Origin of the sequence: Streptomyces liangshanensis, assembly GCF_011694815.1 — a bacterium.
GTDB lineage: Bacteria > Actinomycetota > Actinomycetes > Streptomycetales > Streptomycetaceae > Streptomyces > Streptomyces liangshanensis.
Window position 1 is genome coordinate 949,632 of sequence record NZ_CP050177.1, and the last position, 22,497, is coordinate 972,128.

General features: G+C 72.4%; 22 protein-coding genes, 1 pseudogene and 1 riboswitch. Of the genes and pseudogenes, 8 read left to right on the forward strand and 15 right to left on the reverse strand.

What is annotated here, in order from left to right; translation table 11 throughout:
- Window positions 1–148 precede the first annotated feature (148 nt).
- The 5 genes and pseudogenes from HA039_RS04170 to HA039_RS04190 form a co-directional block, all read right to left on the reverse strand.
- A pseudogene (locus tag HA039_RS04170) lies at window positions 149–760 on the reverse strand (GTP-binding protein); the annotation flags it as partial.
- Window positions 738–1,109: a DUF742 domain-containing protein gene (locus HA039_RS04175; protein ID WP_167023923.1), complete on the reverse strand. Its 372-nt coding sequence runs from the start codon at window positions 1,107–1,109 to the stop codon at window positions 738–740. The pseudogene HA039_RS04170 and the gene HA039_RS04175, both read right to left, overlap by 23 nt.
- 2 nt (window positions 1,110–1,111) lie before the next feature.
- On the reverse strand, window positions 1,112–1,549 hold the full coding sequence (locus HA039_RS04180) for a roadblock/LC7 domain-containing protein (RefSeq protein WP_167023926.1): 438 nt from the start codon (window positions 1,547–1,549) through the stop codon (window positions 1,112–1,114).
- Window positions 1,498–3,660: an ATP-binding protein gene (locus HA039_RS04185; RefSeq protein WP_208298537.1), complete on the reverse strand. Its 2,163-nt coding sequence runs from the start codon at window positions 3,658–3,660 to the stop codon at window positions 1,498–1,500. The genes HA039_RS04180 and HA039_RS04185 overlap by 52 nt, the downstream gene beginning before the upstream one ends.
- Window positions 3,661–3,914: 254 nt before the next feature.
- Entirely contained in the window at window positions 3,915–4,808 is an 894-nt protein-coding gene (locus HA039_RS04190; protein ID WP_167023929.1) for an SIS domain-containing protein, read from the reverse strand.
- 110 nt (window positions 4,809–4,918) lie between these two features.
- On the opposite strand from HA039_RS04190, the gene HA039_RS04195 reads away from it, so the two are divergent.
- The gene (locus tag HA039_RS04195; protein WP_167023932.1) at window positions 4,919–5,701 is read left to right on the forward strand and encodes a DeoR/GlpR family DNA-binding transcription regulator; all 783 of its coding nucleotides are present in this window, start codon (window positions 4,919–4,921) and stop codon (window positions 5,699–5,701) included.
- Window positions 5,702–5,805: 104 nt separating this feature from the next.
- Here HA039_RS04195 and HA039_RS04200 read toward each other — a convergent pair whose 3' ends face one another.
- Window positions 5,806–7,035, reverse strand: coding sequence for an MBL fold metallo-hydrolase (locus HA039_RS04200; RefSeq protein WP_167023936.1), 1,230 nt, complete (start codon window positions 7,033–7,035; stop codon window positions 5,806–5,808).
- A gap of 313 nt (window positions 7,036–7,348) precedes the next feature.
- Between HA039_RS04200 and HA039_RS04205 the strand changes: the two genes are divergently transcribed.
- Complete coding sequence (locus HA039_RS04205; RefSeq protein ID WP_243869131.1) at window positions 7,349–8,284, forward strand: carbohydrate kinase family protein; 936 nt, start codon at window positions 7,349–7,351, stop codon at window positions 8,282–8,284.
- A 23-nt stretch (window positions 8,285–8,307) separates the two neighbouring features.
- Here HA039_RS04205 and HA039_RS04210 read toward each other — a convergent pair whose 3' ends face one another.
- Both HA039_RS04210 and HA039_RS04215 read right to left on the reverse strand, forming a co-directional pair.
- Window positions 8,308–9,309, reverse strand: coding sequence for a DUF6745 domain-containing protein (locus tag HA039_RS04210; RefSeq protein WP_167023939.1), 1,002 nt, complete (start codon window positions 9,307–9,309; stop codon window positions 8,308–8,310).
- A 98-nt stretch (window positions 9,310–9,407) separates the two neighbouring features.
- A complete protein-coding gene (locus HA039_RS04215; RefSeq protein WP_167023942.1) occupies window positions 9,408–9,737 on the reverse strand; it encodes a hypothetical protein in 330 nt (109 codons plus the stop codon).
- Window positions 9,738–9,932: 195 nt separating this feature from the next.
- Here HA039_RS04215 and HA039_RS04220 point away from each other — a divergent pair, with 195 nt between their 5' ends.
- The 5 genes from HA039_RS04220 to HA039_RS04240 all read left to right on the forward strand — a co-directional run bounded on the left by HA039_RS04220 (window position 9,933) and on the right by HA039_RS04240 (window position 15,180).
- Window positions 9,933–10,874, forward strand: coding sequence for an STM4015 family protein (locus tag HA039_RS04220; RefSeq protein WP_167023945.1), 942 nt, complete (start codon window positions 9,933–9,935; stop codon window positions 10,872–10,874).
- Between the two features lie 2 nt (window positions 10,875–10,876).
- On the forward strand, window positions 10,877–12,061 hold the full coding sequence (locus tag HA039_RS04225) for an STM4014 family protein (RefSeq protein ID WP_167023949.1): 1,185 nt from the start codon (window positions 10,877–10,879) through the stop codon (window positions 12,059–12,061).
- 61 nt (window positions 12,062–12,122) lie between these two features.
- Entirely contained in the window at window positions 12,123–12,935 is an 813-nt protein-coding gene (locus HA039_RS04230; RefSeq protein WP_167036177.1) for an STM4013/SEN3800 family hydrolase, read from the forward strand.
- Window positions 12,932–14,287 carry an STM4012 family radical SAM protein gene (locus tag HA039_RS04235; protein WP_167023952.1) on the forward strand — a complete coding sequence of 452 codons (1,356 nt, stop codon included), beginning with the start codon at window positions 12,932–12,934 and terminating at the stop codon, window positions 14,285–14,287. The genes HA039_RS04230 and HA039_RS04235 overlap by 4 nt, the downstream gene beginning before the upstream one ends.
- Window positions 14,288–14,295: 8 nt before the next feature.
- Complete coding sequence (locus tag HA039_RS04240; protein ID WP_167023954.1) at window positions 14,296–15,180, forward strand: STM4011 family radical SAM protein; 885 nt, start codon at window positions 14,296–14,298, stop codon at window positions 15,178–15,180.
- Here HA039_RS04240 and HA039_RS04245 read toward each other — a convergent pair.
- Both HA039_RS04245 and HA039_RS04250 read right to left on the reverse strand, forming a co-directional pair.
- Window positions 15,135–15,968, reverse strand: a complete 834-nt coding sequence (locus HA039_RS04245) for an SGNH/GDSL hydrolase family protein (RefSeq protein WP_167023957.1) — start codon at window positions 15,966–15,968, stop codon at window positions 15,135–15,137. The genes HA039_RS04240 and HA039_RS04245 overlap by 46 nt on opposite strands.
- Window positions 15,969–16,126: 158 nt before the next feature.
- A complete protein-coding gene (locus HA039_RS04250) occupies window positions 16,127–17,035 on the reverse strand; it encodes a M23 family metallopeptidase (RefSeq protein ID WP_167023960.1) in 909 nt (302 codons plus the stop codon).
- Window positions 17,036–17,037: 2 nt separating this feature from the next.
- Window positions 17,038–17,201: riboswitch (cyclic di-AMP (ydaO/yuaA leader) on the reverse strand.
- A 374-nt stretch (window positions 17,202–17,575) separates the two neighbouring features.
- On the opposite strand from HA039_RS04250, the gene HA039_RS04255 reads away from it, so the two are divergent.
- Entirely contained in the window at window positions 17,576–18,388 is an 813-nt protein-coding gene (locus HA039_RS04255) for a tyrosine-protein phosphatase (protein WP_167023963.1), read from the forward strand.
- On the opposite strand, the gene HA039_RS04260 is transcribed toward HA039_RS04255, so the two are convergent.
- From HA039_RS04260 to hpnH, 5 genes are all read right to left on the reverse strand, one after another.
- A complete protein-coding gene (locus HA039_RS04260; protein WP_167023966.1) occupies window positions 18,385–18,522 on the reverse strand; it encodes a DUF6126 family protein in 138 nt (45 codons plus the stop codon). The two genes, HA039_RS04255 and HA039_RS04260, sit on opposite strands and share 4 nt — an antisense overlap.
- A gap of 25 nt (window positions 18,523–18,547) precedes the next feature.
- Complete coding sequence (locus HA039_RS04265; RefSeq protein WP_167023969.1) at window positions 18,548–19,165, reverse strand: helix-turn-helix domain-containing protein; 618 nt, start codon at window positions 19,163–19,165, stop codon at window positions 18,548–18,550.
- A gap of 87 nt (window positions 19,166–19,252) precedes the next feature.
- On the reverse strand, window positions 19,253–20,638 hold the full coding sequence (locus HA039_RS04270) for an aspartate aminotransferase family protein (protein WP_167023973.1): 1,386 nt from the start codon (window positions 20,636–20,638) through the stop codon (window positions 19,253–19,255).
- Window positions 20,635–21,348 (reverse strand): 1-deoxy-D-xylulose-5-phosphate synthase N-terminal domain-containing protein, encoded by a 714-nt coding sequence (locus HA039_RS04275; RefSeq protein ID WP_243869134.1) that lies wholly within the window; start codon window positions 21,346–21,348, stop codon window positions 20,635–20,637. Before HA039_RS04275 ends, HA039_RS04270 begins: the two co-directional genes overlap by 4 nt.
- A gap of 129 nt (window positions 21,349–21,477) precedes the next feature.
- Complete coding sequence (gene hpnH / locus HA039_RS04280) at window positions 21,478–22,497, reverse strand: adenosyl-hopene transferase HpnH (RefSeq protein ID WP_167023976.1); 1,020 nt, start codon at window positions 22,495–22,497, stop codon at window positions 21,478–21,480.

The window sequence follows — 22,497 nt, forward strand, 5'->3', positions numbered from 1 at the left end:
GGATCGGGGTGAGGCTCAGCCCCGCGACGCCCCCCGGAGCCGTGCGCTGACCCGGGGCGGAACCCTGCTGGGGCACCGTTCCCTCGCCCGGGGCCGTTCCCTCGCCCGGCACGGCGCCCGGGGACGGTCCCGGCCCCGCGTCCGGCACGGGACTCGCGTCCGCCGCCGGACCCGCGCCCCCCACCGTCGTCAGCAGGTGCTGGACGAGCGTGACCAGCGTCTGGATCCCGGAGCTGGCGATGCGCGCGTCGCACATCACGATCGGCACGTCGGGCCTGAGGTCCATCGCCGCCCGCACCTCCTCGGGGCCGTAGCGGTACGAACCGTCGAACTCGTTGACGGCGACCACGAACCCGATCCCCCGCTGCTCGAAGAAGTCGACCGCGGAGAACGAGTATTCGAGCCGCCGCGTGTCCGCGATGACGATCGCGCCGAGCGCACCGCGCGACAACTCGTCCCACATGAACCAGAAACGCTCCTGGCCCGGCGTCCCGAAGAGGTAGAGCACGTGCCGCTCGTCGAGGGTCAGCCGCCCGAAGTCCATCGCGACCGTCGTGGACGTCTTGGCCTCCACGCCCGTCAAGTCGTCCGTCGCCGCGCTGACTTGTGTGAGTAACTCCTCCGTGCTCAGCGGCGCGATCTCGCTCACCGCGCCCACGAAGGTGGTCTTGCCGACCCCGAACCCACCCGCGACCAGGATCTTGAGAGCGGTGGGGAAGGATTCGGAGCTGAAGGATTCAGAGCTGTCGTCGTAGGCCATCGAGCACTGCCTCCAGCAGGAAAACGTCAGTGGGATTGTCGAAACTGTCCGGTGGCCGCGCGGTGACAGCCCCGCAGTCCACCAGGTCGGAGAGCAGCACCTTGGTGACGGTCACGGGCAACCGCAGGTGCGCCGCGATCTCCGCCACGGAGGTCGGCCCCTGGCAGAGACCGACGGCCTGGGCGTGCTCGGGCCCCAGGTGCGCGTCCGGCACCGAGCCCGTGGACATCACCAGCGTCAACAGGTCGAGGGCCGTCGAGGGCCGCGTCCTGCCCCCGCTCACGGTGTACGGACGGATGAGCCGGCCGGCTGCCTCGTCCAGCCAGGGCCCGTCCGTCGTGGCCGACACCCTCACAGCCCCGTGGCACTCTGCGTCGTCCCCGCCACCTGTCTCAGCGGGGTGATCAGGTACGGCCGGACGCTCTTGACCAGCATCGCCATCTCGTATCCGAGGACGGCGGCGTCGGCGTCCCGGCCGGCCAGCACGGCGAGGCAGGTGCCCGAGCCGGCCGTCGAGACGAAGAGCAGGGTGGAGTCCAGCTCCACCACGACCTGGCGGACCTCACCGCCGTCGCCGAACCGGATCCCGGCACTCCGGCCGAGGGAGTAGAGGCCGGAGGCGAGGGCGGCCATGTGGTCGGCGCTGTCGGCGTCCATGCCGTGCATGGACCTCACCAGGCCGTCGGAGGAGAGCAGCACCGCGCTGCGGGTGTACGGGACACGCTGGACCAGACCGCTCAGCAGCCAGTCGAGGTCGGAGACATGGCCGGTCGGCACATCGCTCGCCATGGTGCATCTACTCCTTGGAGGTGGTGTCGTGGCGCTGCGGTTCCGGCTGTTCCGGGAGCGGGTCCGACAAAGGGTCGGGCCGGGAGGCCGGCAGAGGCTCCGGCAGGCGCTCCGGCAGGGGTACGGACAACGGATCCGGCAGCGGGTCGGACAGGAGGCCTGGCAGGGGGGTCCGACAGGGGATCCACCGGCGCGGCGGACGAGGGGCCGGGCAGCGAAGCCGCCGGTCCCTCGGTCCGGGGGGCGGTGACGGTCGGCTCGGCCGCCTCGGCGAGGCCGATGCCGCGCTGGAAGGCCGCCATGAGACCCGGATCGTGGAGGACCGGTTCCGCGGCGGGGGGCGGGGCCGGGCGATCCCGCAGCTGCGGGACGAGGTGCTCCTGCCCCCGGCGTCTCGGCAGTTGCGGCCTGCTGGCCGTGGACCGCAGGGTGCCGTCGGCGGCCGGTTCGGGCGACGGGTACGTGAGCGCCGGGACCCTGTTCCCGGTGCGGGTCGCGGACGGGTCCGCGCCACCGTCGGCCGGGGGCCGCGGCCGGGGATGCGTGACGCCGGGGCGCGCGGCGGCCGGTGTGGGGCGGTCGGGCCGCTCGCCACGGACGGGCAGCGGGGCGGGGCCGCCGGTTCCGGGCGCGCGGTGCGAGGGGCGCGGCGGTGCCTCCTGCGTCCGGTGCCGCGCCTGGTGCTGGGGCAGGGGCGGGCGGCCCGGCGCGGCGGCGGGAGGCGGGGGTACGGCGGCGGACGGGGCGCCGGGGACCGTACCGGCGCCAGGGACCGTACCGGTGGCCGGGGCCGCCGCGCCCGTACCCGTACTCGTACCGACGAGGTGACCGGCGCCCGCGCGCGCGTCGGCGGCTCCGGGGCGGTCGTCGAGGCCCGACGGGTCGGCGCCGAGCAACGCCTGCGGCAGCACGAGCACCGCCTGGGTGCCGCCGTAGATGTTGGACTGCAACCGGACCGCGATACCGTGCCGGCGTGCCAGCGCGGAGACCACGAACAGTCCGATGCGGCCGTCCTGGAGCAGGTGCGCGACGTTGACCTGGTCGGGGTCGGCGAGCAGCCCGTTCATCTTCTTCCGCTCGTCGGACGCCATCCCCAGCCCGCGGTCCTCGACCTCGATGGCCAGACCGGCCGTCACGTACTGCACGCGCAGCAGGACCTGGGTGTGCGGGGCGGAAAACAGGGTCGCGTTCTCGACCAGTTCGGCGAGCAGGTGGATCACGTCGGCGACGGCGTGGCCGCGCAGCGTGCCGTCGATCGGCGGCACCAGTTTGATGCGGGGGTACTGCTCCACCTCGGCGATCGCGGACCGCAGCACCTCGGTCATGGTGACCGGCTTACTCCACTGCCTGCGCGAGATCGCGCCGCCGAGGACGGCGAGGTTCTCCGCGTGCCGGCGGATACGGGTCGCCAGGTGGTCGACGTGGAAAAGCCCCTTGAGCAGCTCGGGGTCCTCGACCTCGTTCTCCAGGTCGTCCAGCAGCTGGATCTCGCGGTGCACGAGGGACTGGAGACGCCGCGCGAGGTTGACGAAGACCTCGACCTTCTGCTCGTTGCCGACGCTGCTGGACAGCCGGGAGGCCTGCACGACGGAGGTGACGGCGGTCTCCTGGGACCGCCTCAGTTCCTCGGCGAGCAGGTCGAACTCGTCCCCGCCGGCGGGGGCTGGCGGCGGCGTACGGCGCGGGGGCACCCGCTCGCCGCGCCTGAGCTGCTCCACGACGGCGCGCAGGTCGGCCTGTCCGCGCGCGCTGGAGCGGCGCAGGGCGTTGCAGCGGCCGATGAGCGACCTCGCCGTGCGTTCCGCGCCGAGGGCGGCCGCCGCGACGGCGGCGAAGGCGACCAGGGCCGTGCCGAACAGGGCGGCCCAGACCTCGGCGGTCGGCTCGGCCCCGGTGGAGCGGAAGGTCAGGGCCACGGCGGCCGCGCCGCTCAGCGCCGCGACTATCGCGGGCAGGACGGCGGTGCGCAGGAGTTGGGGACGTATACGGGTGTCCGGCGGGGCGGGCCTGTTCTGCCTGCCCGGAGAGGGCAGCGAACGGGCGCCCGGCCGGCCGTGCCGCCCGCCTTCGCGGCGGTCCGGCCGCGCGGCGGGTGCGCGAAGTTGAGACATCAGTGTCAGTGTCCTCGGTACGTGGGGCCCCAGGAATCGGCGTTGCTGGTGGTCGGGTGCGATGCCGACGACGGGTCCCGCGCATGCCGCAGGAGCCCTCCGTTGATCACCGCGCACTCACAGTAGTTGCCAAGAGTTCGGGCGCGGTGGACAGTTGACGAAGTTGCCCACAGAGCATCCCGCTCTGGTATGAGGCATCGCACACCAGCACGAAATGCCACGCGCCCCGAAGGGGGTACCGATGAGCGCCCGCCCTACCGGCCGGGACCGGCGGGCAGGATCACCGAGCGGGTCAGGTGGCGGGGCCGGTCGGGGTCGAGGCCGCGCCGGTCCGCGAGGGCGAGGGCGAGCCGCTGGATCCGTACCAGCTCGGCCAGCGGGTCGAGCGCGCCCGCCACCCACAGTCCGCCGGTGGCGGCGACCTGCTCGGCGAGGCCGTCGGGGGGCGGCCCGATCATCCAGGTGGCGGTGCCGGCGGTGGTGACGCTGATGGGGCCGTGGCGGTACTCCATGGCCGGGTACGCCTCGGTCCACGCGAGGGCCGCCTCCCGCATCTTGAGCGCCCCCTCCTCCGCGAGGCCGACGGTCCAGCCGCGGCCGAGGAAGGTGAACTGGGTGCTGTCGACGATCCCGGCGGGGAGCGGCTCGGCGAGAGCCGTCCTCGCGTCCGCAACGGCGGCCTCGGTGTGCAGGCCGAGGTGGGCGCGGAGCAGTGTCAGGGCGGTGGTGGCGAACCGGGTCTGGACGACGGACCGTTCGTCGGCGAAGTCGAGCACGACGAGGTCGTCCGCGGCGGTACGGATCGGGGTGCGGGGGTCCGCGGTGACGGCGGTGGTACGGGTGGAGCCGCGGACGTCCGCGAGCAGGCGCAGCACCTCGCTGGTGGTACCGGAGCGGGTGAGGGCGACGATCCGGTCGTAGGAGCGGCCCGCGGGGAACTCGGAGGCGGGATACGCGTCGGTCTCCCCCAGCCCGGCCCCCTCCCGGAGGGCGGCGTACGCGCGCGCCATGAAGAACGAGGTGCCGCAGCCGACGACGGCGGTGCGCTCCCCGGGCGCGGGCAGTTGTGCTGCGAGGCCGTCGGCCAGCGCGGCCGCCCGGGTCCAGGATTCGGGCTGGTCGGCCAGTTCCGTCGCGACGAAGCTCATCCGGATCTCCACTCCACTAATCCACTATGATTGTTTCCGCATGCTAGTGGACACTTTCGATCAGAACCACGCATGAATCAGGTCCGAAACCTACGCGCGAAGAGGATGCGGTGAACCGGCACGAACGGCACACGGCCCTGCTCGACCTCCTGGCCGCCCGGCACCGGCTGGAGGTGGAGGCGGTCGCCGCCGAGCTGGGCGTGTCCGTGGCGACGGTCCGCCGCGACCTCGACCACCTGGGCGAGCAGCAGTTGCTGACGCGCACGCGCGGCGGGGCCGTGGCGCACTCGGTGTCGTACGAACTGCCCCTGCGCTACCGGGCGGTGCGGCACGCCTCCGAGAAGGAGCGCATCGCGCGGGCCGCGGCGGCGCTGGTGGACCGGGGCATGGTGATCGGCCTCAACGGCGGGACGACCACGACGGAGGTGGCCAGAACGCTGGCGACCCGGGGCGACCTGACGGGTGACGCCGCCGACCCGGCCTTCACGATCGTCACGAACGCGCTGAACATCGCCCACGAGTTGGCGGTGCGGCCGCACATCAAGATCGTGACGACGGGCGGCGTGGCGATGCCTCAGTCGTACGAACTGGTGGGCCCGCTGGCCCGTCACCTGCTGGACGAGGTCCACCTGGACCTGGTGTTCCTGGGCGTGGACGCGGTGGACGCGACCACGGGTGCCACCGCGCACGACGAACGCGAGGCTCAGGTGAACGCCCTGCTGGCGGCCCGGGCCCGGCACGTCGTCGTGGTGGCGGACCACTCGAAACTCGGCACCCGGGCCTTCACCAGGATCTGCCCGCCGGAAACGATCGGCACCCTGATCACCGGCACCGAGGCGGAAGGCCTGACGGCGCCGTTCTCAGCACACGGGACAACAGTGACCCACGCCTGACCCCGCACGCGCCTCGTACTCGGAAGCCCCGCCGGAACCAACCTGACGGGGCTTCCGAACCGAACCCGAACTCACTCACCCTCGCCGGACGTTGGCGCGCCCTCTCAACTCTTCCCCGACGACGCGACGTCGGCCGTCTCCGCTCCCGCGGAGGAGGTCTCCACGCCGCCCCCGCCCGCGGACGCCCCCGCGGGCAGCGCGGGCCAGCCGTCCGCCGGGGTCACCGCGACCGGACGCCACCAGGGGTCGGTCGGCACGGCCTCGCCGCCCGGCTCGAAGGGCTCGCCCGGCCGTGGGAGCGCGATCGCGGCGCCCGCGTCGGCCGCCGCGGCGATCGTGCCCTCGCCCGGCTCGGACCACGGGTGGGGGGCCAGGTTGAAGGTGCCCCAGTGGATCGGCAGCATCACGCCCGTGGGGCTGCCGCCCTGGAGGTCCAGGTGGGCCTGGATGCCCTCGGCCGGGGTCATGTGGATGTCCGGCCAGTACTCGCTGTACGCGCCGATCTGGATCATCGTCGCGTCGAACGGGCCGTGTTCGGCGCCGATCTCCTGGAAGCCGGGGAAGTACCCCGTGTCGCCGCTGTGGTAGACCCGGTGCTCCGGGCCGGCCGCGACCCAGGACGCCCAGAGGGTGACCTGCTGGTTGCGCAGGCCCCGGCCGCAGAAGTGCCGGGCCGGGGTGGCGGTGAGGTTGATCCCGGCGACCTCGGTGGTCTCGTTCCAGTCCAGCTCCCGCAGGCGCGACGGGGGCACGCCCCACTTCTCCAGGTGCGCGCCGACGCCGAGCGGGACGGCGAAGACGGTGTCCGTGGAGGCCAGCGCCTTGATCGTGGGCAGGTCGAGGTGGTCGTAGTGGTCGTGCGAGATCACGATGACGTCGACGGGTCCGAGCGAGGCGAGCGGTACGGGCACGGGGTGCAGCCGCTTGGGGCCCGCGAACGCGAACGGCGAGCACCGGTCGCCCCAGACCGGGTCGAAGAGCACCCGCCGCCCGTCGATCTCGGCGAGCACGCTCGAATGGCCCATCCAGGTGAGCCGCAGCCCGGAGGCCGGGGGTGTGGCCAGCTCGGCGAGCGTCGTGGGATAGACGGGAATGGTGCCGGCGGGGGACCGCAGGGCCCGCGCCTCCTTCTCCAGATACGTCTTCGCCAGTTCCTTGCCGACGCCGGACGGCCTGATCCGGGCACCCACCGGGTTCTGGAAGACGCCGTCGGCGAAGTTGGGCGAGCCGAGGATCCGCTCCAGCCGCTTCCCCGCCGAATCGGCCCCGAAGGCCGCGGGTCGCAGCGAGCGCAGTCGGGAACGCAACGTGGGGGGAGAACCAGCGCCTGTCACAGCACCTCCTGGAGGTCGGTGTCGTCCCCATTATGGCCGGGGACGTGCGTCTGTGCCGGGGCGAGCGGGACAGGACATCCCGCGCCCCGGACACGCGTGTGCAACGTCCACCGTGCCCCTGGGATTCCCCGGCACGCCTCGGATCGGAAATCAGAACGATCTCTTTGACGAACCCCGAAGGGACAACCCCACGCACCGCCGGGCACGACCCGGTCGTACTGTGACCGCGAACGGACATCCGGAACCGGAAAGGCAGACGGTGGCCCAGCAGCAGACCGACCAGACCGATCAGTCCGATCAACCCCCACAGCCCGTGTCCGCGGGAGCGGACCGGGCGGCGGGCGCGTCCGAACCGCCCCCGCTCGACGTGCTGGTCATCGGGGGCGGCGGGGTGGACACGGTCGTCCGCGTCAACTCGCTGCCCGTGCCGCTCGCGGACTCCGTCGGTGTGGGTCCGATCCACGAATGGCCGGGGCACACCGGCGGGAACGTGGCGCTCGGCCTGCGGACCCTCGGACTGGGCGTGAAGTTCCTCGACTTCCTCGGGGACGACTGGCCCGGCGAGCAGGTCCGCACCCGGCTCACCGACGGGGACGTCGACTTCGAGACGCTGGCCTCGCCCGCGGGCACCCGGCGTGCCGTGAACCTGGTCGACAAGACGGGCCGCCGGATGTCGTTCTTCGACGCCAGGGATCCGGACGACCTCCGGATGCCGCGTGACTTCTACCTGCCGCACCTGCGGCGCGCCCGTCATGTCCACCTGTCGCTCAGCCACTTCACCCGGTTCCTCTTCGAGGACGTCGAGGCGCTGGGGGTGCCGGTGTCGACCGATCTCCAGGACTGGAACGGATTGGACGACTACCACCGGGAGTTCGCCTTCCGCGCCGACCTGGTGTTCCTCAGTGCCGCGGGAGCCCGCGAACGCATAGCGTCCGTGATGCGGGAGATCCTGCGTGAGGGCCGGGCCGAGGCGGTCGTCGCGACGGCCGGTGCGGGTGGTTCGTACCTGATGACCCGGGAGGGCAGCCGGACCCCGCGCCCGGTGCGGGCCACCGCCCCGCCCGGACCGGTGGTGGACTCCAACGGCGCGGGGGACGCGTACCTCTCCGGTTTCCTCTACGGCCGGCTGGCCGGGCGGGACCTCGAGGCCTGCGCCGCGCTCGGCGCGGTGGCGGGTGCCTACGCCTGTACGGGGCAGGGCGACGCGGGCCTGATCGGACTGGACGAACTGCTGGCGGCGAGAGTCTGACCACGCGGCGCCGGTGCGGCGGCTCAGGTCTGCCGCACCGGTTCGTACGCGTCGGACGACAGCCCGAAGGTCCACGCGACCCCCTCCTTGGCGGTCCTGGTGGTGGGTGGGACACGCAGCCAGTACGTCCGGCTCGTGCCGTCGGGCTCCGGTGTCGAGTTGACGACCTCGACCGTCACGACGTCCTCGTCGTCGGCGAGCGCTATCCGCCACAGGATGCCCGTCTCGTCGCGGTGCACCGGCTTCGCGCCCGAGTCGGCGAGGAAGCGGTCGTAGCCGTAGTGCTCCAGCATGACGCGGCGCAGCTCGGCGTTGCTCTCGCCGCGGATCCGCTCGGGCGTCAGGGACGCCAGTTCGTCGAGGAATTCGGCCGGAACGGGCATGCCCCGCCACGCGTACAGGGCGAAGCCGTCCGGGTAGGCGAGGGCGGGGCCGTCGGAGCGGTCGAGGCGGCCCGCCTCGTCGCGGTGGAGCGCCGTGGGGCGTTCGCAGATCACCACCGCGTTCTCGTACGGCCACCACCAGCCCGCGTGCCTCGCCACCGCGGCGAGTCCTTCGAGCGGCTCGCTGCGTCCGTCGAAGGCGGCGAGCCAGGCCGCGTCGTGCTGTCCGAGGACGGCGTCGAGCAGCACCGGGCGCAGCTCCGCCGCCTCCTCCGGCTTGCCGGCGAGCGAGTCCAGCACACCGCCCCGTATCCGCTCGGCGAGCGCCCGGGTGGTGTCCCAGAGGCGGGCCCCGGTGGTGTTCCAGTGCGCGGCCCAGCCCGCGGGGCCCAGCGCGTCGTGCATCCGGCGCCGTTCGGCCGCCCAGGGCCGGGTGCGCACCGCGTCGCGCACGGACCGTCCGCCGCCGTCGAGCGACCGGGCGGCCGTCACCCCGGCGAGCGGCGAGTCGGCCCAGATGATCCGCTCGGGCTCGGCCAGCCCCGCCGTGCGGTACGCCAGCCGTACGCCCCGCTCGGCCGCCGCCCGGTCCGCCGCGCCCGTCGCCGCCGCGACGCCCCGCCATGTGTTCACGTCATTCATGTCCGCTGCCCCATCCGTCCATCTGTCCGTGTGCCGTGTGCCCGTGCTGTCCCCGCCGCGCCGCGCGGCCCTGCCCACCGTGACGCTTCCCGCCGTGCTCAGTCGGCGACGATCCGCACCGAGCCCGGCAGGTACTCCCGCTGGCGCACCACGCGGAACCATCCGCGCGGCAGCGGTATCGCCGCGTGCTCCTCGTGCACCACCCGCCCGCCCTCCGGGAGGTGGAGCAGCATCGGCCCGTCCGCCGGGCCCGGTTCGCGGATCAGCCGGCCGCGGCCGGTCACGGCGTGGGCGTGGCCGGTGACTTCGCCGAGCGCCAGGATCAACCGGCCCCGGGCGTCCCGCGGTTCGCCCGCCGCTTCCGCGATGCCCGCCGGAACCGACTCCTCCGCCACGGGCATGATCAGGACATCTCCCTGCCGGAACATGGCTCTCCCCTCCGCCGTCGGCACCGAGTGCGCCGACCTGGGAACGACGCTAGAGGCAGGGTCTGACAATCGGCTCCCGGCGGCGGCGGACCCGCACACTCCGGTGCCCCGGCGACGGGTGTTGTCAGTGGGAGTTGGTAGAACTGCTCGCACACGCCTACCGACCAACGCCGCACGGTGTCTGGAGCCTTCATCATGGCCATTTCCACCCACATGCAGGAGCTGTACGGCCTGCCCGCCCACGACTTTCCCACCGGGGAGCCGGCCGGCGGGCTCCCGGACGCGGCGTCCGTGGCCTGGCGCGTCTCGGTCGACGCGTACGAGTCGGACGAGGCGTGGGAGGAGGCCTTCGCCCGCTTCACCGCGGCCGTGGATCCCGGCGCGGTCACCGCACTGGTCGTCGGGGCCTGGAGCGACGTCTACGACTCCGCCCCCGACGAGGTCGTCGAGGCCCTCGTGGCGTCAAGTCGCCAATTCCCCCGGCTGCGCGCCCTGTTCCTCGGGGACATCACCTTCGACGAGTGCGAGATCTCCTGGATCCACCAGGGCCTCGTGACACCGCTGCTCGACGCCTTCCCCGATCTGCACGAGTTCGGGGTCCGCGGCGGGCAGGATCTGCGGTTCCCCGCCGTCCGGCACGAGCACTTGCGCTCCCTCACCATCGAGACGGGCGGCCTGGACGCCGAAGTGGTGCGGGGGGTGGCGGCGAGCGACTTCCCCGCCCTGGAGCGGCTGGACCTCTGGCTCGGTACGTCGTGGTACGGCGGGACGGCGGAGCCGGCCGACCTCGCGCCGATCCTCGCCGGGGCCCGGCTGCCCCGGCTGCGGTACCTGGCCCTGCGCAACAGCCAGATCCAGGACGAGATAGCGACCGCCCTGGCGGGCGCCCCGGTCGTCGCGGGACTGGAGACGCTCGACCTGTCGATGGGCGCGCTCGGCGACGACGGTGTGGAGGCGCTGCTCGCGGGCCAGCCGCTCACGCATCTCAAGAAGCTCGACCTGCACCACCACTTCGTGGGCGAGGCGTTGCGTGAGCGGTTGCGCGCCACGCTCGGCGCGGCGGGCGTGGAGATCGACCTGTCGGACGTTCAGGAAGAGGAGGACCGCGAGGACCGCTACACCGCGGTCGCGGAGTGACCATGCCCCCCGACTCCCCGCGCTCGCCGCGTCTGGTTGTCGTCGGCAATCCGGCCAACCGCCGCGTCACGCTGTTCCAGGACGCGGTACGGGCCGCCGCGCTGCCGCCCGCCCGGGTGGTGGCCTGGCGCGACGTGCTGCGCGCGGACGGCGTGGCGCGGGCCGGGTTCGCGGCGGGAGAGACCGTACGGATCGATTCGCCGGGTGAGGACCTGGAGGTGGAGTCGCTGCTGCGCGGCGCGGACGACCCCACCCGGGTGGAGGGCACGGCCCGTTGGTACGGGCGCTTCACGGCCGCCGCGGGCTCGCTGGCGCGCGCGGCGGCGGCCGCCGGTGCCACCGTGCTGGACGATCCGGGCGAGCTGGCGGTCCTCTTCGACAAGCGGCTCTGCCACGGTGTGCTGGACCGCGCCGACGTGCCCGTCCCGCTCTCCCCCACCTCGGGGGCCGCCTCGGGGGCCACCTCCGGGCCCGCCACCCCCGCCGTGTCCGGCTGGGCCGACGTACGTGCCCGGATGGCGGACGCCGGGCTGCGGCGGGCCTTCGTCAAGCTCGCGCACGGCTCGTCGGCGTCCGGGGTCCTGGCCGTCGAGACGGCAGGACCGGGCCGGGTCCGCGCCACCACCTCCGTCGAACGCGATGCCGAGGGGCGGCTGTTCAACTCGCTCCGCGTGCGGACCTACGGGACCGAGAAGGAGGTGGCGGCGATCGTCGACACCCTCGCGCCCGACGGTCTGCACATCGAGCGGTGGCTCCCCAAGGCCGGGCAGGACGGCCGGATGGCCGACCTGCGGGTCGTCGTGGTCGCGGGCCGCGCCACCCACGCCGTCGTCCGGACCAGCCGCTCGCCCATGACCAATCTGCACCTCGGCGGGGCCAGGGGGGATCTCGACGCGGCCCGCGCCGCGATGGCCGCGGCGGGCACCGGCCTCGACGAGGCGCTCTCGGTCTGTGAGCGGGCGGCGGCCTGCTTCCCCGGCACCCACTGCGTCGGCGTCGACCTGCTGCCCTACGCGAACTGGCGGCGCTTCGCGGTCGGCGAAGTGAACGCCTTCGGCGACCTCCTGCCGCGCCTGACCGGGCTGCCGGGCAGCGGGGCCGAGGGCCTGGACACGTACGGGGCGCAGGTCGCCGCACTGGCGGACGCCCCCGGAGCACAAGGAGGGCGGGCCCGTGTCGGCGCCTGACATCAGCACGGACACCGGGCCTGCCACGGCCCCCGGCGCGGACCGGGCCACGGACCCCGACATGAACGACGTCGTGGGCCGGGACGACCTGCTCCTCGTCACCCTGGACACCCTGCGCTTCGACGTGGCGCGGGAGCTGGCCGAGGCGGGCCGGATCCCCCACCTGGCCCGGCACCTGCCGGGCGGACGCTGGGAGAAGAGGCACGCGCCGGGCAGTTTCACCTACGCCTCGCACCAGGCGATGTTCGCCGGGTTCCTGCCCACCCCCGCGTCCCCGGGCCCGCACCCGCGGCTGTTCGCCGCGCGTTTCGCGGGCAGCGAGTCCACCGCGGGCCGCACCTTCGTGTTCGACACCCCGGACCTGGTGTCGGGCCTGGCCGCCGCCGGCTACCGCACGGTGTGCGTGGGCGGGGTCGGGTTCTTCAACCGGCGGGGCGCGCTCGGCTCGGTCCTCCCCGGCCTGTTCCAGGAGAGCCACTGGGAGCCGGAGTTCGGGGTGCCCTCGCCCACCTCGTTCGAGGCTCAGGTCACCCGGGCCGAGGAGGTCGTCGCGGCCCTGCCCGCCGAGCGACGGCTGTTCCTCTTCGTCAACGTGGCGGCGCTGCACCAGCCCAACTGGTTCCACCTGCCGGGCGCCACGCGCGAGGCGGGTGACTCGCGGGCCACGCACGCGGCCGCCCTCGAATACGTCGACCGGCACATCGGGCGGCTCTTCGCCGCCGCGAGCAGCCGCCGTCGCTGCTTCACGATCGTCTGTTCCGACCACGGCACGGCGTACGGGGACGACGGCTGGACCGGTCACCGGCTGGGCCACGACAGCGTCTGGACCGTGCCGTACGCACACTTCTTCCTGGAACCGGGGGCCCTCTCATGACCGATCAGCACCGACCACGCCCCTACGAGAGCTACGTGTACGCCTACCCGCACAAGACGGCGTACCGTCCGCTCCCCGACCGGCCCGTCCTGGCCGACGAGTGGGCGGGCGAGAGCAAGGACGCGCTCTCCCTCTACGTCCACATCCCGTTCTGCGAGGTGCGGTGCGGCTTCTGCAATCTCTTCACCCGGATCGGCGCGCCGGACGAACTGACCACCCGTTACCTCGACGCGCTGGACCGGCAGGCGAGCGCCGTACGGGACGCGCTCGGTGACGCCGAACCGGTGCGGTTCGCCGCGGCGGCGTTCGGCGGCGGCACGCCCACCTTCCTCGACGCGGGCGAGCTGGAGCGGCTGTGCGACATCGCCGAGAAGCGGACGGGCGCCGATCTGCGGGCCGTTCCCCTCTCGGTCGAGACGTCCCCCTCGACGGCCACCGCCGACCGGCTCGCGGTCCTCGCCGACCGGGGCGCGACCCGGCTGAGCATCGGCGTCCAGAGCTTCGTCGACGCGGAGGCGAGGGCGGCGGTACGCCCGCAGCGCCGCGCCGAGGTCGAGGCGGCCCTCGGCCGGATCCGCGACGCCCGCGTCCCGGTCCTCAACATCGACCTGATCTACGGCATCGACGGCCAGACCGAGCGGTCCTGGCGTCATTCCCTGGACGCGGCGCTCGCCTGGCTCCCCGAGGAGCTGTACCTGTACCCGCTGTACGTCCGCCCGCTCACCGGCCTCGGCAGGACGGGCGGCGACGGCGACCGCGCGGAGGACGACGGCGCGTGGGACGCGCGGCGGCTGCGCCTCTACCGGCAGGGCCGTGACCACCTTCTCGCCGAGGGGTACGAGCAGGTGTCGATGCGGATGTTCCGCCGCCCGGGATCCCCCGCCGAGGGGCCCGGCGACCACGCCTGCCAGACGGACGGCATGATCGGCCTGGGCTGCGGCGCCCGTTCGTACACCTCGCGCCTGCACTACTCGTTCGACTACGCGGTCGAGATGCGCGAGATACGGACCATCATCGACGCCTACACAGGGACCCGGGACTTCTCCCGCGCCGAGGTGGGCCACCGGATGGACGGGGACGGCGACGAGGCCCGCCGCCGTCACCTGCTCCAGTCGCTTCTCCAGGCGCGGGGCATGGAGACGGCCGACTACGTGGCGCGGTTCGGCACCGGTCCCGCCGATGACTTCCCCGCCGAGCTGGCCCGGTTCGAGGCGTACGGCTGGCTCGACGCGGGCGCGGGCCCCGGCCTGCTGCGGCTCTCCCCCGAGGGCCTCGCGCACTCCGACGCGCTGGGCCCGGCGCTCTTCTCCCCCGCCGTACGGGCCGCCATGGCCGCGTACGCGCTGAAATGAGTCCCGCGATGGACCTGACGATCCTCTACCGCGGTCCGCTCGCGTCCTGCGACTACGACTGCCCGTACTGCCCGTTCGCCAAGCGGCGGGACAGCAGGGCCCAGTTGCTCGCCGACCGGACCGCCCTCGACCGGTTCGCCTCCTGGGCCGCGGAGTCCACGGACGACCGGCTGTCGGTGCTTTTCACCCCGTGGGGCGAGAGCCTGGTCCGGTCCTGGTACCGGCGCACGCTCACCGAGCTGTCGCACCTGCCGCACATCCGCCGGGTGGCCGTCCAGACGAACCTGAGCTGCCGCACCGACTGGCTCGCGGACGCCGATCCGGGGAAGCTGGCCCTGTGGTGCACGTACCACCCGGGACAGACGCCCTACGACCGGTTCCTCGCCAAGTGCCACGACCTGGCGGCCCTCGGCGTGCGGTTCAGCGTCGGTGTCGTCGGCCTGCCCGAGCACCTGGAGCACGCGCGCCGGCTCCGGGCGGAGCTGCCGGAGCACGTCTACCTCTGGATCAACGCGGCCGAGGGGCACACGTACGGCGACGACGAGGCCGCCCGCTGGACGGAGCTGGACGCGCTGTTCCCGTACAGCCGCCATCCGCACCGCTCGGCCGGACTGCCGTGCCGCACGGGCGAGTCGGTGATCTCCGTGGACGGCGACGGTACGGTACGGCGCTGCCACTTCGTCCGCGCCGAACTGGGCAACCTGTACGACGGTTCGTACCGCGCGGCCCTCGGCCCCCGGGGCTGTCCGCTCGCCGTGTGCGACTGCCACATCGGCTATGTGCACCTGGAGACGCTGCCGTTGTACGACGTGTTCGCGGGCGGCGTCCTGGAGCGGATCCCGGCCGTTCAGCACTTGAGCGGCAGCAGGTCCGGACGCTTGGCCGCCACATGATCACCGGACGACTCGCCGCGCAGCCGCCGCCCGATCCACGGCACGAGGTGCTCCCTGGCCCAGTGGATGTCGTCGCGCCGCACCTCGAACGTGCCACGCGGCGGCTGCGGCGGCCACGGCTGGTCCGGGTCGGCGGGCACGTCCAGGCCGAGCACCTGCCCGGCGCGCAGCGCGACCCGGGTGTGGCCCTCGGGCGAGAGGTGGAGGCGGTCGCTGTCCCAGGCCCGCCGGTCCTGGACGGACCTGAGCGACCACAGGTCGAGGACGGGGCAGTCGTACCGGTCGGCGATGGACCTGACGTGCGCGGTGTAGGTGGCGATCTTGCCGCGCAGATGCCGCAGCACCGGTACGTTCCGGGTGTCGAAGCCGGTGGTCACCATGACCGTGCCGACCGCGCCGGTCAGGTCGGCGACGGCCCGCTCGAAGCGCTCGGCCACGTCGTCGGGGTCGGAGCCCGGCCGGATGATGTCGTTGCCGCCCGCGCAGAAGGTCACCAGGTCCGGGGCGAGTTCACGGGCCCGCGGAATCTGTTCCGCGACGATGTGGTCGAGCAGCCGGCCCCGTATCGCGAGATTCGCGTACCTGAAATCGCCGTGGACGGTGTCCGCGTCCTTTTCCGGCCCGCCCGCGGCGGGGAGTTGGTCGGCGAGCAGAACGGCCAGCCGGTCCGCCCAGCCCACATAGGTCCCGTCCGGTCCCGGATCCCCCACGCCCTCCGTGAAACTGTCACCGAGCGCTGCGTACGACCCGAATGTGCCACGTCTTCTTGTTCTCGAATCGTCTCCCACAGGAGGACATGATTCACCCGGGGATGTGACCTACGCGACCGTAAGAAGTGGTTGACGCGGGGTGAGATACCCCATCGGTCAAGTTTGGCCCAAACGGGAATAGCCCCGCTCCGGTGAAAGGGAATCACCGGAGCGGGGCGGAAGGAACCCGGAGGGGATCAGACGGTGACGCCCTGGTCCCGCAGGAAGGCCAGCGGGTCGACGTCCGAGCCGTAGTCGGGACCGGTGCGGATCTCGAAGTGCAGGTGCGGGCCGGTCACGTTGCCGGTGGCGCCGGAGAGCCCCAGCTGCTGGCCCTCGCTGACGGTCTGTCCGGCGGAGACGGCGATCGAGGACAGGTGGGCGTACTGCGAGTACATGCCGTCCGCGTGCCGGACGACCACCTGGTTGCCGTACGAGCCGCCGTCACCGGCGGTCACGACGGTGCCCGCGCCGACGGCCTTCACCACGGTGCCCGAGGGCGCCAGGAAGTCCACACCGGTGTGGTAGCCGCTGGACCAGTTGCTGCCCGAGGCGTGGTACGGCGTGCCGATGGCGATGCCGTCGACCGGCAGCGTGAAGGCGGAGGACGCCTTCTCGGCGACCGGGGCGGCCTTCGCCGCGGGCGCGGCCTCCTTCTTGGGCGCGGTGCGCTCGGCGGAGCGGGAGGCCGTGGTGGGGGCCTCGGCGCGGTCGTCCGCGCGGGCCTGGGTGCGGAGGGTCAGCTTGAGGCCGGGGTGGATCAGCGACGGGTCGGAGCCGACGGCGCGCTTGTTGTCCGCGTAGAGCTTCTTCCAGCCTCCCGCGATCTTTTTCTTCCTGGAGATCTTCGCCAGGGAGTCGCCGGGGACGACGGAGTAGGTCGCGGCGGTCCCGGAGGCGCCGGAGGTCCCGGCGGCCCGGACGAGGGACACGGGGGCGGCCTGGGCGGCGGACGCGGTGACGGATCCGGCGGCGGCCGGTGCGGCGTTGGCCCCGGTGGCGCCGACGAGCGGAAGCACGACCGCGGCTCCGCCCGTCCCGGCCAGGACAAATCCTCGGGTGATCGGGTTCTTCTTGGGACGGCGGTGCTTACCCTTCGCGGGCATGGTGAATTCCTCTCCGGCGCCTACGAGGTGAGCTGTCGGGTTCGGGCTGGAGATGCCCGGTCGCGGTTGCTCCGCGACTTCACCCCTAGCCGTCCGCGGAAACGGAACGGCGTACTACCTGGGTCCCCCGCTCCTGCCACGCGTGGATGGTGGGTGGGTGCGAATTCCGGGCGGCGGCAGGATTAGGCGTTCCGCTCGGATTGAGGGTGAACGTAAGCCGCCGCGGACGGCCGGTACAAGCCGCCGGCTCCCCTCTCCCGTGCACGCTCCGATATCTTCCGGCCTTTCCGGTCACCCTGCGTGGATATGCGATCTTCGCTTTCCTTCTGACGTCGTAATTCCGTTTCCGCTGACCGCCACGCACCGTCACGGATATGATCCTGCTCACGGATAGGAGCCCATCTCCCCCTTGACCGGGGCAGGTTGGTTGCAATCCCTCAATACGGACAGATGCGATCAATTGCCCGGGCGGCCATGTCGTAAGGTCGCAGTCGACATCGTCGGCGAGCCGCGCCGACGGCAGACACGGAGGAGCAGCCCGTGACCCAGAATCTGCCGCACGTGCCGCCGGTCGAGCCGGAGCTGACCGGCGTACGCAACTTCCGCGACGTGGGCGGGCTGCCGACCACGGACGGCAGGAAGGTGCGGTACGGGCGGCTCTACCGCAGCGGGCACCTCGCGGGGGCCACCCCGGCCGACGCCGCCTTCCTCACGTCGCTGGGTCTGCACACCGTCTTCGACTTCCGCAACGCGGCCGATGTGCGTCTCGACGGGGAGGACGTCGAGCTGCCCGGGGTACGGAACGTGAACATCCCGCTGACCGACCCGGCGGACGGCGCCGAGTTCTGGCGGATGGTGCGGGACGGCGACCTCGGCCAGCTGCGGTCGCTCCTCGCCGACGGGAAGGCGGCGGCCCGGATGGTCGATTCGTACCGCACGATCATCCGGGAGCGTACGGCCGAGCACAGCAGGGTCCTGCACGCGCTCGCCGACAACAACGTGCCCGCGCTGATGCACTGCGCGGCGGGCAAGGACCGCGCGGGCCTGTCGGTCGCGGTGTCGCTGCTCGCGGTCGGTGTGGAGCGCGACGCGATCGAGGAGGACTACCTCAAGTCGAACGAGCCGAGCCGCCGTTACAAGGTCCGCCGCAGTGACACCTCACCCGCCGGGATGTCCGCGGAGGTGATGGAGCTGCTCGGCCCGCTCTTCGACGCGCGCGCCGCGTACCTGGAGGCGGCCTTCGACACGATCACGACCACCTGGGGCTCCACCGACCGCTACCTGTCCGAGGGCCTCGGACTCGCCCCGGAGACGCGGGAGCGGCTGCGCGAGGGCCTGCTCGACGCGTCCTAGGACCCGACGCTGAACAGCAGGTAGAGGAAGCCGGCGAAGAGGTGTCCGGCGATCAGGTAGGCGAAGAGGCGGATGACCAGCCCTCGGGGCAGCGTCCAGTTCCTCTTGTTCTGCGGCACATTGTTCTCCGGCATGGTGTCGAACCTTTCTCGAAGGCCGTCAGTGGAGATCGGCGGTGGGGCTCTGGAGCAGGGTGTGGACGAACAGCAGCTCGGTCCCGCCGGGGTCGGCGGCGGCGAGGCGGTGCGGGGTGAGCGAGTCGAAGTGCGCGCTGTCCCCGGGGCCGAGGACGTGCACCGCGTCCCCGAGGCCGAGCCGCAGCCGCCCGCCGAGGACGTACAGCCACTCCTCCCCGGGGTGCACGCGCACGAGGTCGCCCTGCGCGCCGTACGGCACCACGACCCGCAGCGGCTGCATGGCCCGGCCCGAGCCGCCCGCGCGGTGGTACGTCCAGCCGTCGGCCTCGACCGGTTCCTGGCGTCCGGCGCGGACGACGGGATCGCGTTCGGCGGGCGCCTCGCCGAGCAGGTCGGAGACCGTCGTACCGTAGATGCGGGCGAGGGCCAGCAGCATCGGCAGCGAGGGCTGGCGCCGGCCGGTCTCCAGCCGGGAGAGGTGGGCGGGTGACAGACCCGCCCGCGCGGCGACGGTCTCCAGCGTGAGGCGGCGGTCGCGCCGCAGCTCGCGCAGGCGGGGGGCGACATCGGGGAGCACTTCCGGCAGGATGGTCGGCGGCGCGTCGGACCGGCCGGGAGCCGCGCCCTCAGGCGTGTTCATGCCTCCATTGCGCCAGGAACGTGCCCCGGAGGCAACTTTTTTGCCTCCGAGGCAAAAGCATCCAGGCAGCAGCCGGAGTCCGGGCCCCTACCGGTTCGCGACGGCCTGCTTCACCAGCGTCCTGCCGAAGTCCCACATGAGCCCGCCGCCCCCGTGCGCGTCGTCCATGACGGCGGTGAAGGCATCCACGAAGCGCTCGACCTCCGGTTCACCGATGGTCAGCGGCGGGATCAGCTTGATCACTTCGAGGTGGTCGCCGGAGACCTGCGTGAGGATCCGGTGCTTCTGGAGCAGCGGGACGACCACCATCTGGGCGAAGAGACCCTTGCGGGCGGCCTGGAGCATCGTCCAGCGTCCCCGCAGCTTGATCGAGCTGGGCCGGCCGAACTCGATCCCGATCATCAGCCCGCGCCCGCGCACGTCGTGGAGCAGTTCGTAGCGGTCCACGAGCGCGGACAGCCGCGTCCTGAGGAGGTCGCCGGTGGCCCGGGCGTTGGCCACGATCTGCTCGTCCTCGATCACCGACAGGACCGCCAGGCCCGCCGCCATGGCCTGCGCGTTGGAGCCGAAGCTCGCCGAGTGGACGAGGACCCGGTCCATGGACGAGTAGACCTTCTTGAAGATCCAGTCCCGGCCGAGGGTCGCGCCGACGGGCACGTACCCGCCGGACAGCGCCTTGGCCACACAGATGAGGTCGGGCTCGACGCCGTCCTCGTGCTGGTACGCGTAGAAGTCGCCGGTCCTGCCGAGGCCGGTCTGCACCTCGTCCACGATGAGCAGGCTCTTGTACCGGCGCAGCAGCTCCTGCGCGCCCCGGAGGAAGCCGGGCGGGGCCGCGTACACGCCCTTGCCCTGGATGGGTTCGACGACGAACCCGGCCACGTCGCCGCGCTTCAGCTCGCGCTCCAGCGCGTCGAGGTCGCCCATCTCGATCGCCGTGTCGGGCAGCAGCGGCGCGAAGCCGTCCCGGAAGCCGTCCTCGCCGTTGACGGACAGCGAGCCGGTGGTGAGCCCGTGGAAGGCGTGGGAGCAGTACAGGATCCTGGGGCGCCCGGTGGCGTACCGCGCGAACTTGAGCGCGGTCTCGACCGCTTCCGTACCGCTGTTACCGAAGAACACCCGGTCCAGGTGCGGGCTGTGGGCGAGCAGCTTCTCGGCGAGCAGCCCGGGCAGCGGCTGGCAGTCGAAGCGGGTGAGGTCGGCGAGCGAGGCGTCGAGGACGTCGTGGAGCGCCTTCCGTACGACGGGGTGGTGGCGTCCGAGCCCCATCACCCCGAATCCGGCGAGCATGTCCAGGTAGTCGTTGCCGTCCGCGTCCCAGAAGTAGGCGCCCTCGGCGCGTTCGTAGACCCGGTCGAAGCCGATGGTGTGGAGCATGCGCGGGAGTTGGTGGTTGAGGTGCTTCGTGTGCAGGTCGTACCGCTCGGCGCCGCGCTCCGCGAGCAGCCGTGTCAGGTCGAAGCCCTTGGTCATGCGTTGGTCTCCTTGTGTGCCAGGACGGCGCTGATCCGTCCTGCGATCTCCACCGGTGTGAGGCCGATGTCGGCCGGCACCTCACTGCGCTTGGCGTGGGAGAGGAACTGTTCCGGGATGCCGAACGTCCGCAGCGGTACGTCGACGGGCTTCACCCAGCGGGCGTCGACGACGGTGCTGGGGATGCCGCGTTCCGCGAGGTACACCGGCGCGAGGGCCCCGAGGGAGACGAGCAGCACGTCGGCGTCGTCCGCGTGGCGCAGGACGTCCATGCCGCCGACGCGCGCCACCGCGGGCACCGGCTCGCCGGCGGACTCCTTGGGAAAGCGGACGACGGTCGGCGCGTCGTCCACGGCGACGGCCTGGCGCAGCTGGGCCCGCAGTTGGCCGGCGTCGCGCGGGGCGGCGATGTTGTTCAGCGCCTCCCAGGCCACGCCACCGGTGAGCGCCCCGTCGCCGATGACGGCGACGACGTGGTCGTCCTTCCCCCGCACCTCGTTGGCCTTGGCGAGTCCGTCCGCCCAGCCCAGCACGGTGAACGCGTGCGAGTTCTCGATGACGTCGTGGTCGGACTCCGCGCGGGAGGGGTAGCCGGACAGCCCGCCCTTGCCGCGCAGCTTGGAGAAGTCCTGACGGCCCGTCAGGAGCTTGTGCACGTAGCTCTGGTGGCCGGCGTCGTGCGGCCCCCGGATTCCCTCCAAGATCGACACGATCGAGCCCCCTCTCCCCTGCTTCTCGGCCCACCACACCCTCACCCCGGCGAGGGCGCCCCGGCCCACCGCCGCCGGACGGGCCGGCGGCGGTGGGCGGAGCGTTCCGTCAGTGTGCTCCCGCCTGGGTCAGCGTGTTCCGCCGACCGTCTCGCGGACCGCCCGCAGGGACTCCTTGAGGGATCCCATGGTGGCGAGGACGGCCGTCGGCTCGTAGCCGCAGTGCGCCATGCAGTTGGCGCACCGGGGGTCCTTGCCGCGCCCGTACTTGTCCCAGTCGGTCTCCTCGATGAGCTGCCGGTACGTCGGGACGTACCCGTCGCTCATCAGGTAGCAGGGGCGCTGCCAGCCGAAGAGCGAGTAGTTCGGGATGGCCCAGGCCGTGCAGGGGAAGTCGGCCTTGCCTTCGAGGAAGTCCAGGAACAGCGGCGAGTGGTTGAGACGCCACCGCTTGCGGTTGCCGCCGGAGAACGCCTTCTTGAACAGCTCCCGGGTCTGTTCGACACCCAGGAAGTGTTCCTGGTCGGGGGCCTTCTCGTAGGCGTACGCGGGCGAGATCATCATCTCGTCGACCTTCAGGTCGTCGTTGAGGTAGTTGAGCACCTCGATGATGGTCTGCGGGGTGTCGGTGTTGAAGAAGGTCGAGTTGGTGGTCACCCGGAAACCGGCGGCCTTGGCCGCCTTGATGGCCTCCACCGCCTCGTCGAACACCCCCTCCTTCGCGACGGACTCGTCGTGCCGCTCCCGCAGCCCGTCGATGTGCACCGCGAACGCGAAGTAGGGCGAGGGAGTGAACTTGTCGAGCTTCTTGCGCATCAGCATCGCGTTGGTGCACAGGAAGACGTACTTCTTCTTGGCGACCAGCTGCCGGACGATCTCGTCGATCTGTGGGTGCATCAGCGGCTCGCCGCCGGCGATGGACACCATCGGCGCCCCTGACTCCAGCACCGCGCCGACCGCCTGGGCAACGGGCATCCGCTGCTTGAGCACGCCGGCCGGGTGCTGGATCTTGCCGCAGCCCTCACAGGCCAGGTTGCAGGCGAACAAGGGTTCGAGCTCGACGATCAGCGGGAACTTCTCCCGCTTCCTGAGCTTCTGTTCGGCCAGATAAGTCCCGACCCTGATGGTCTGGCGAAGCGGCATGGCCAT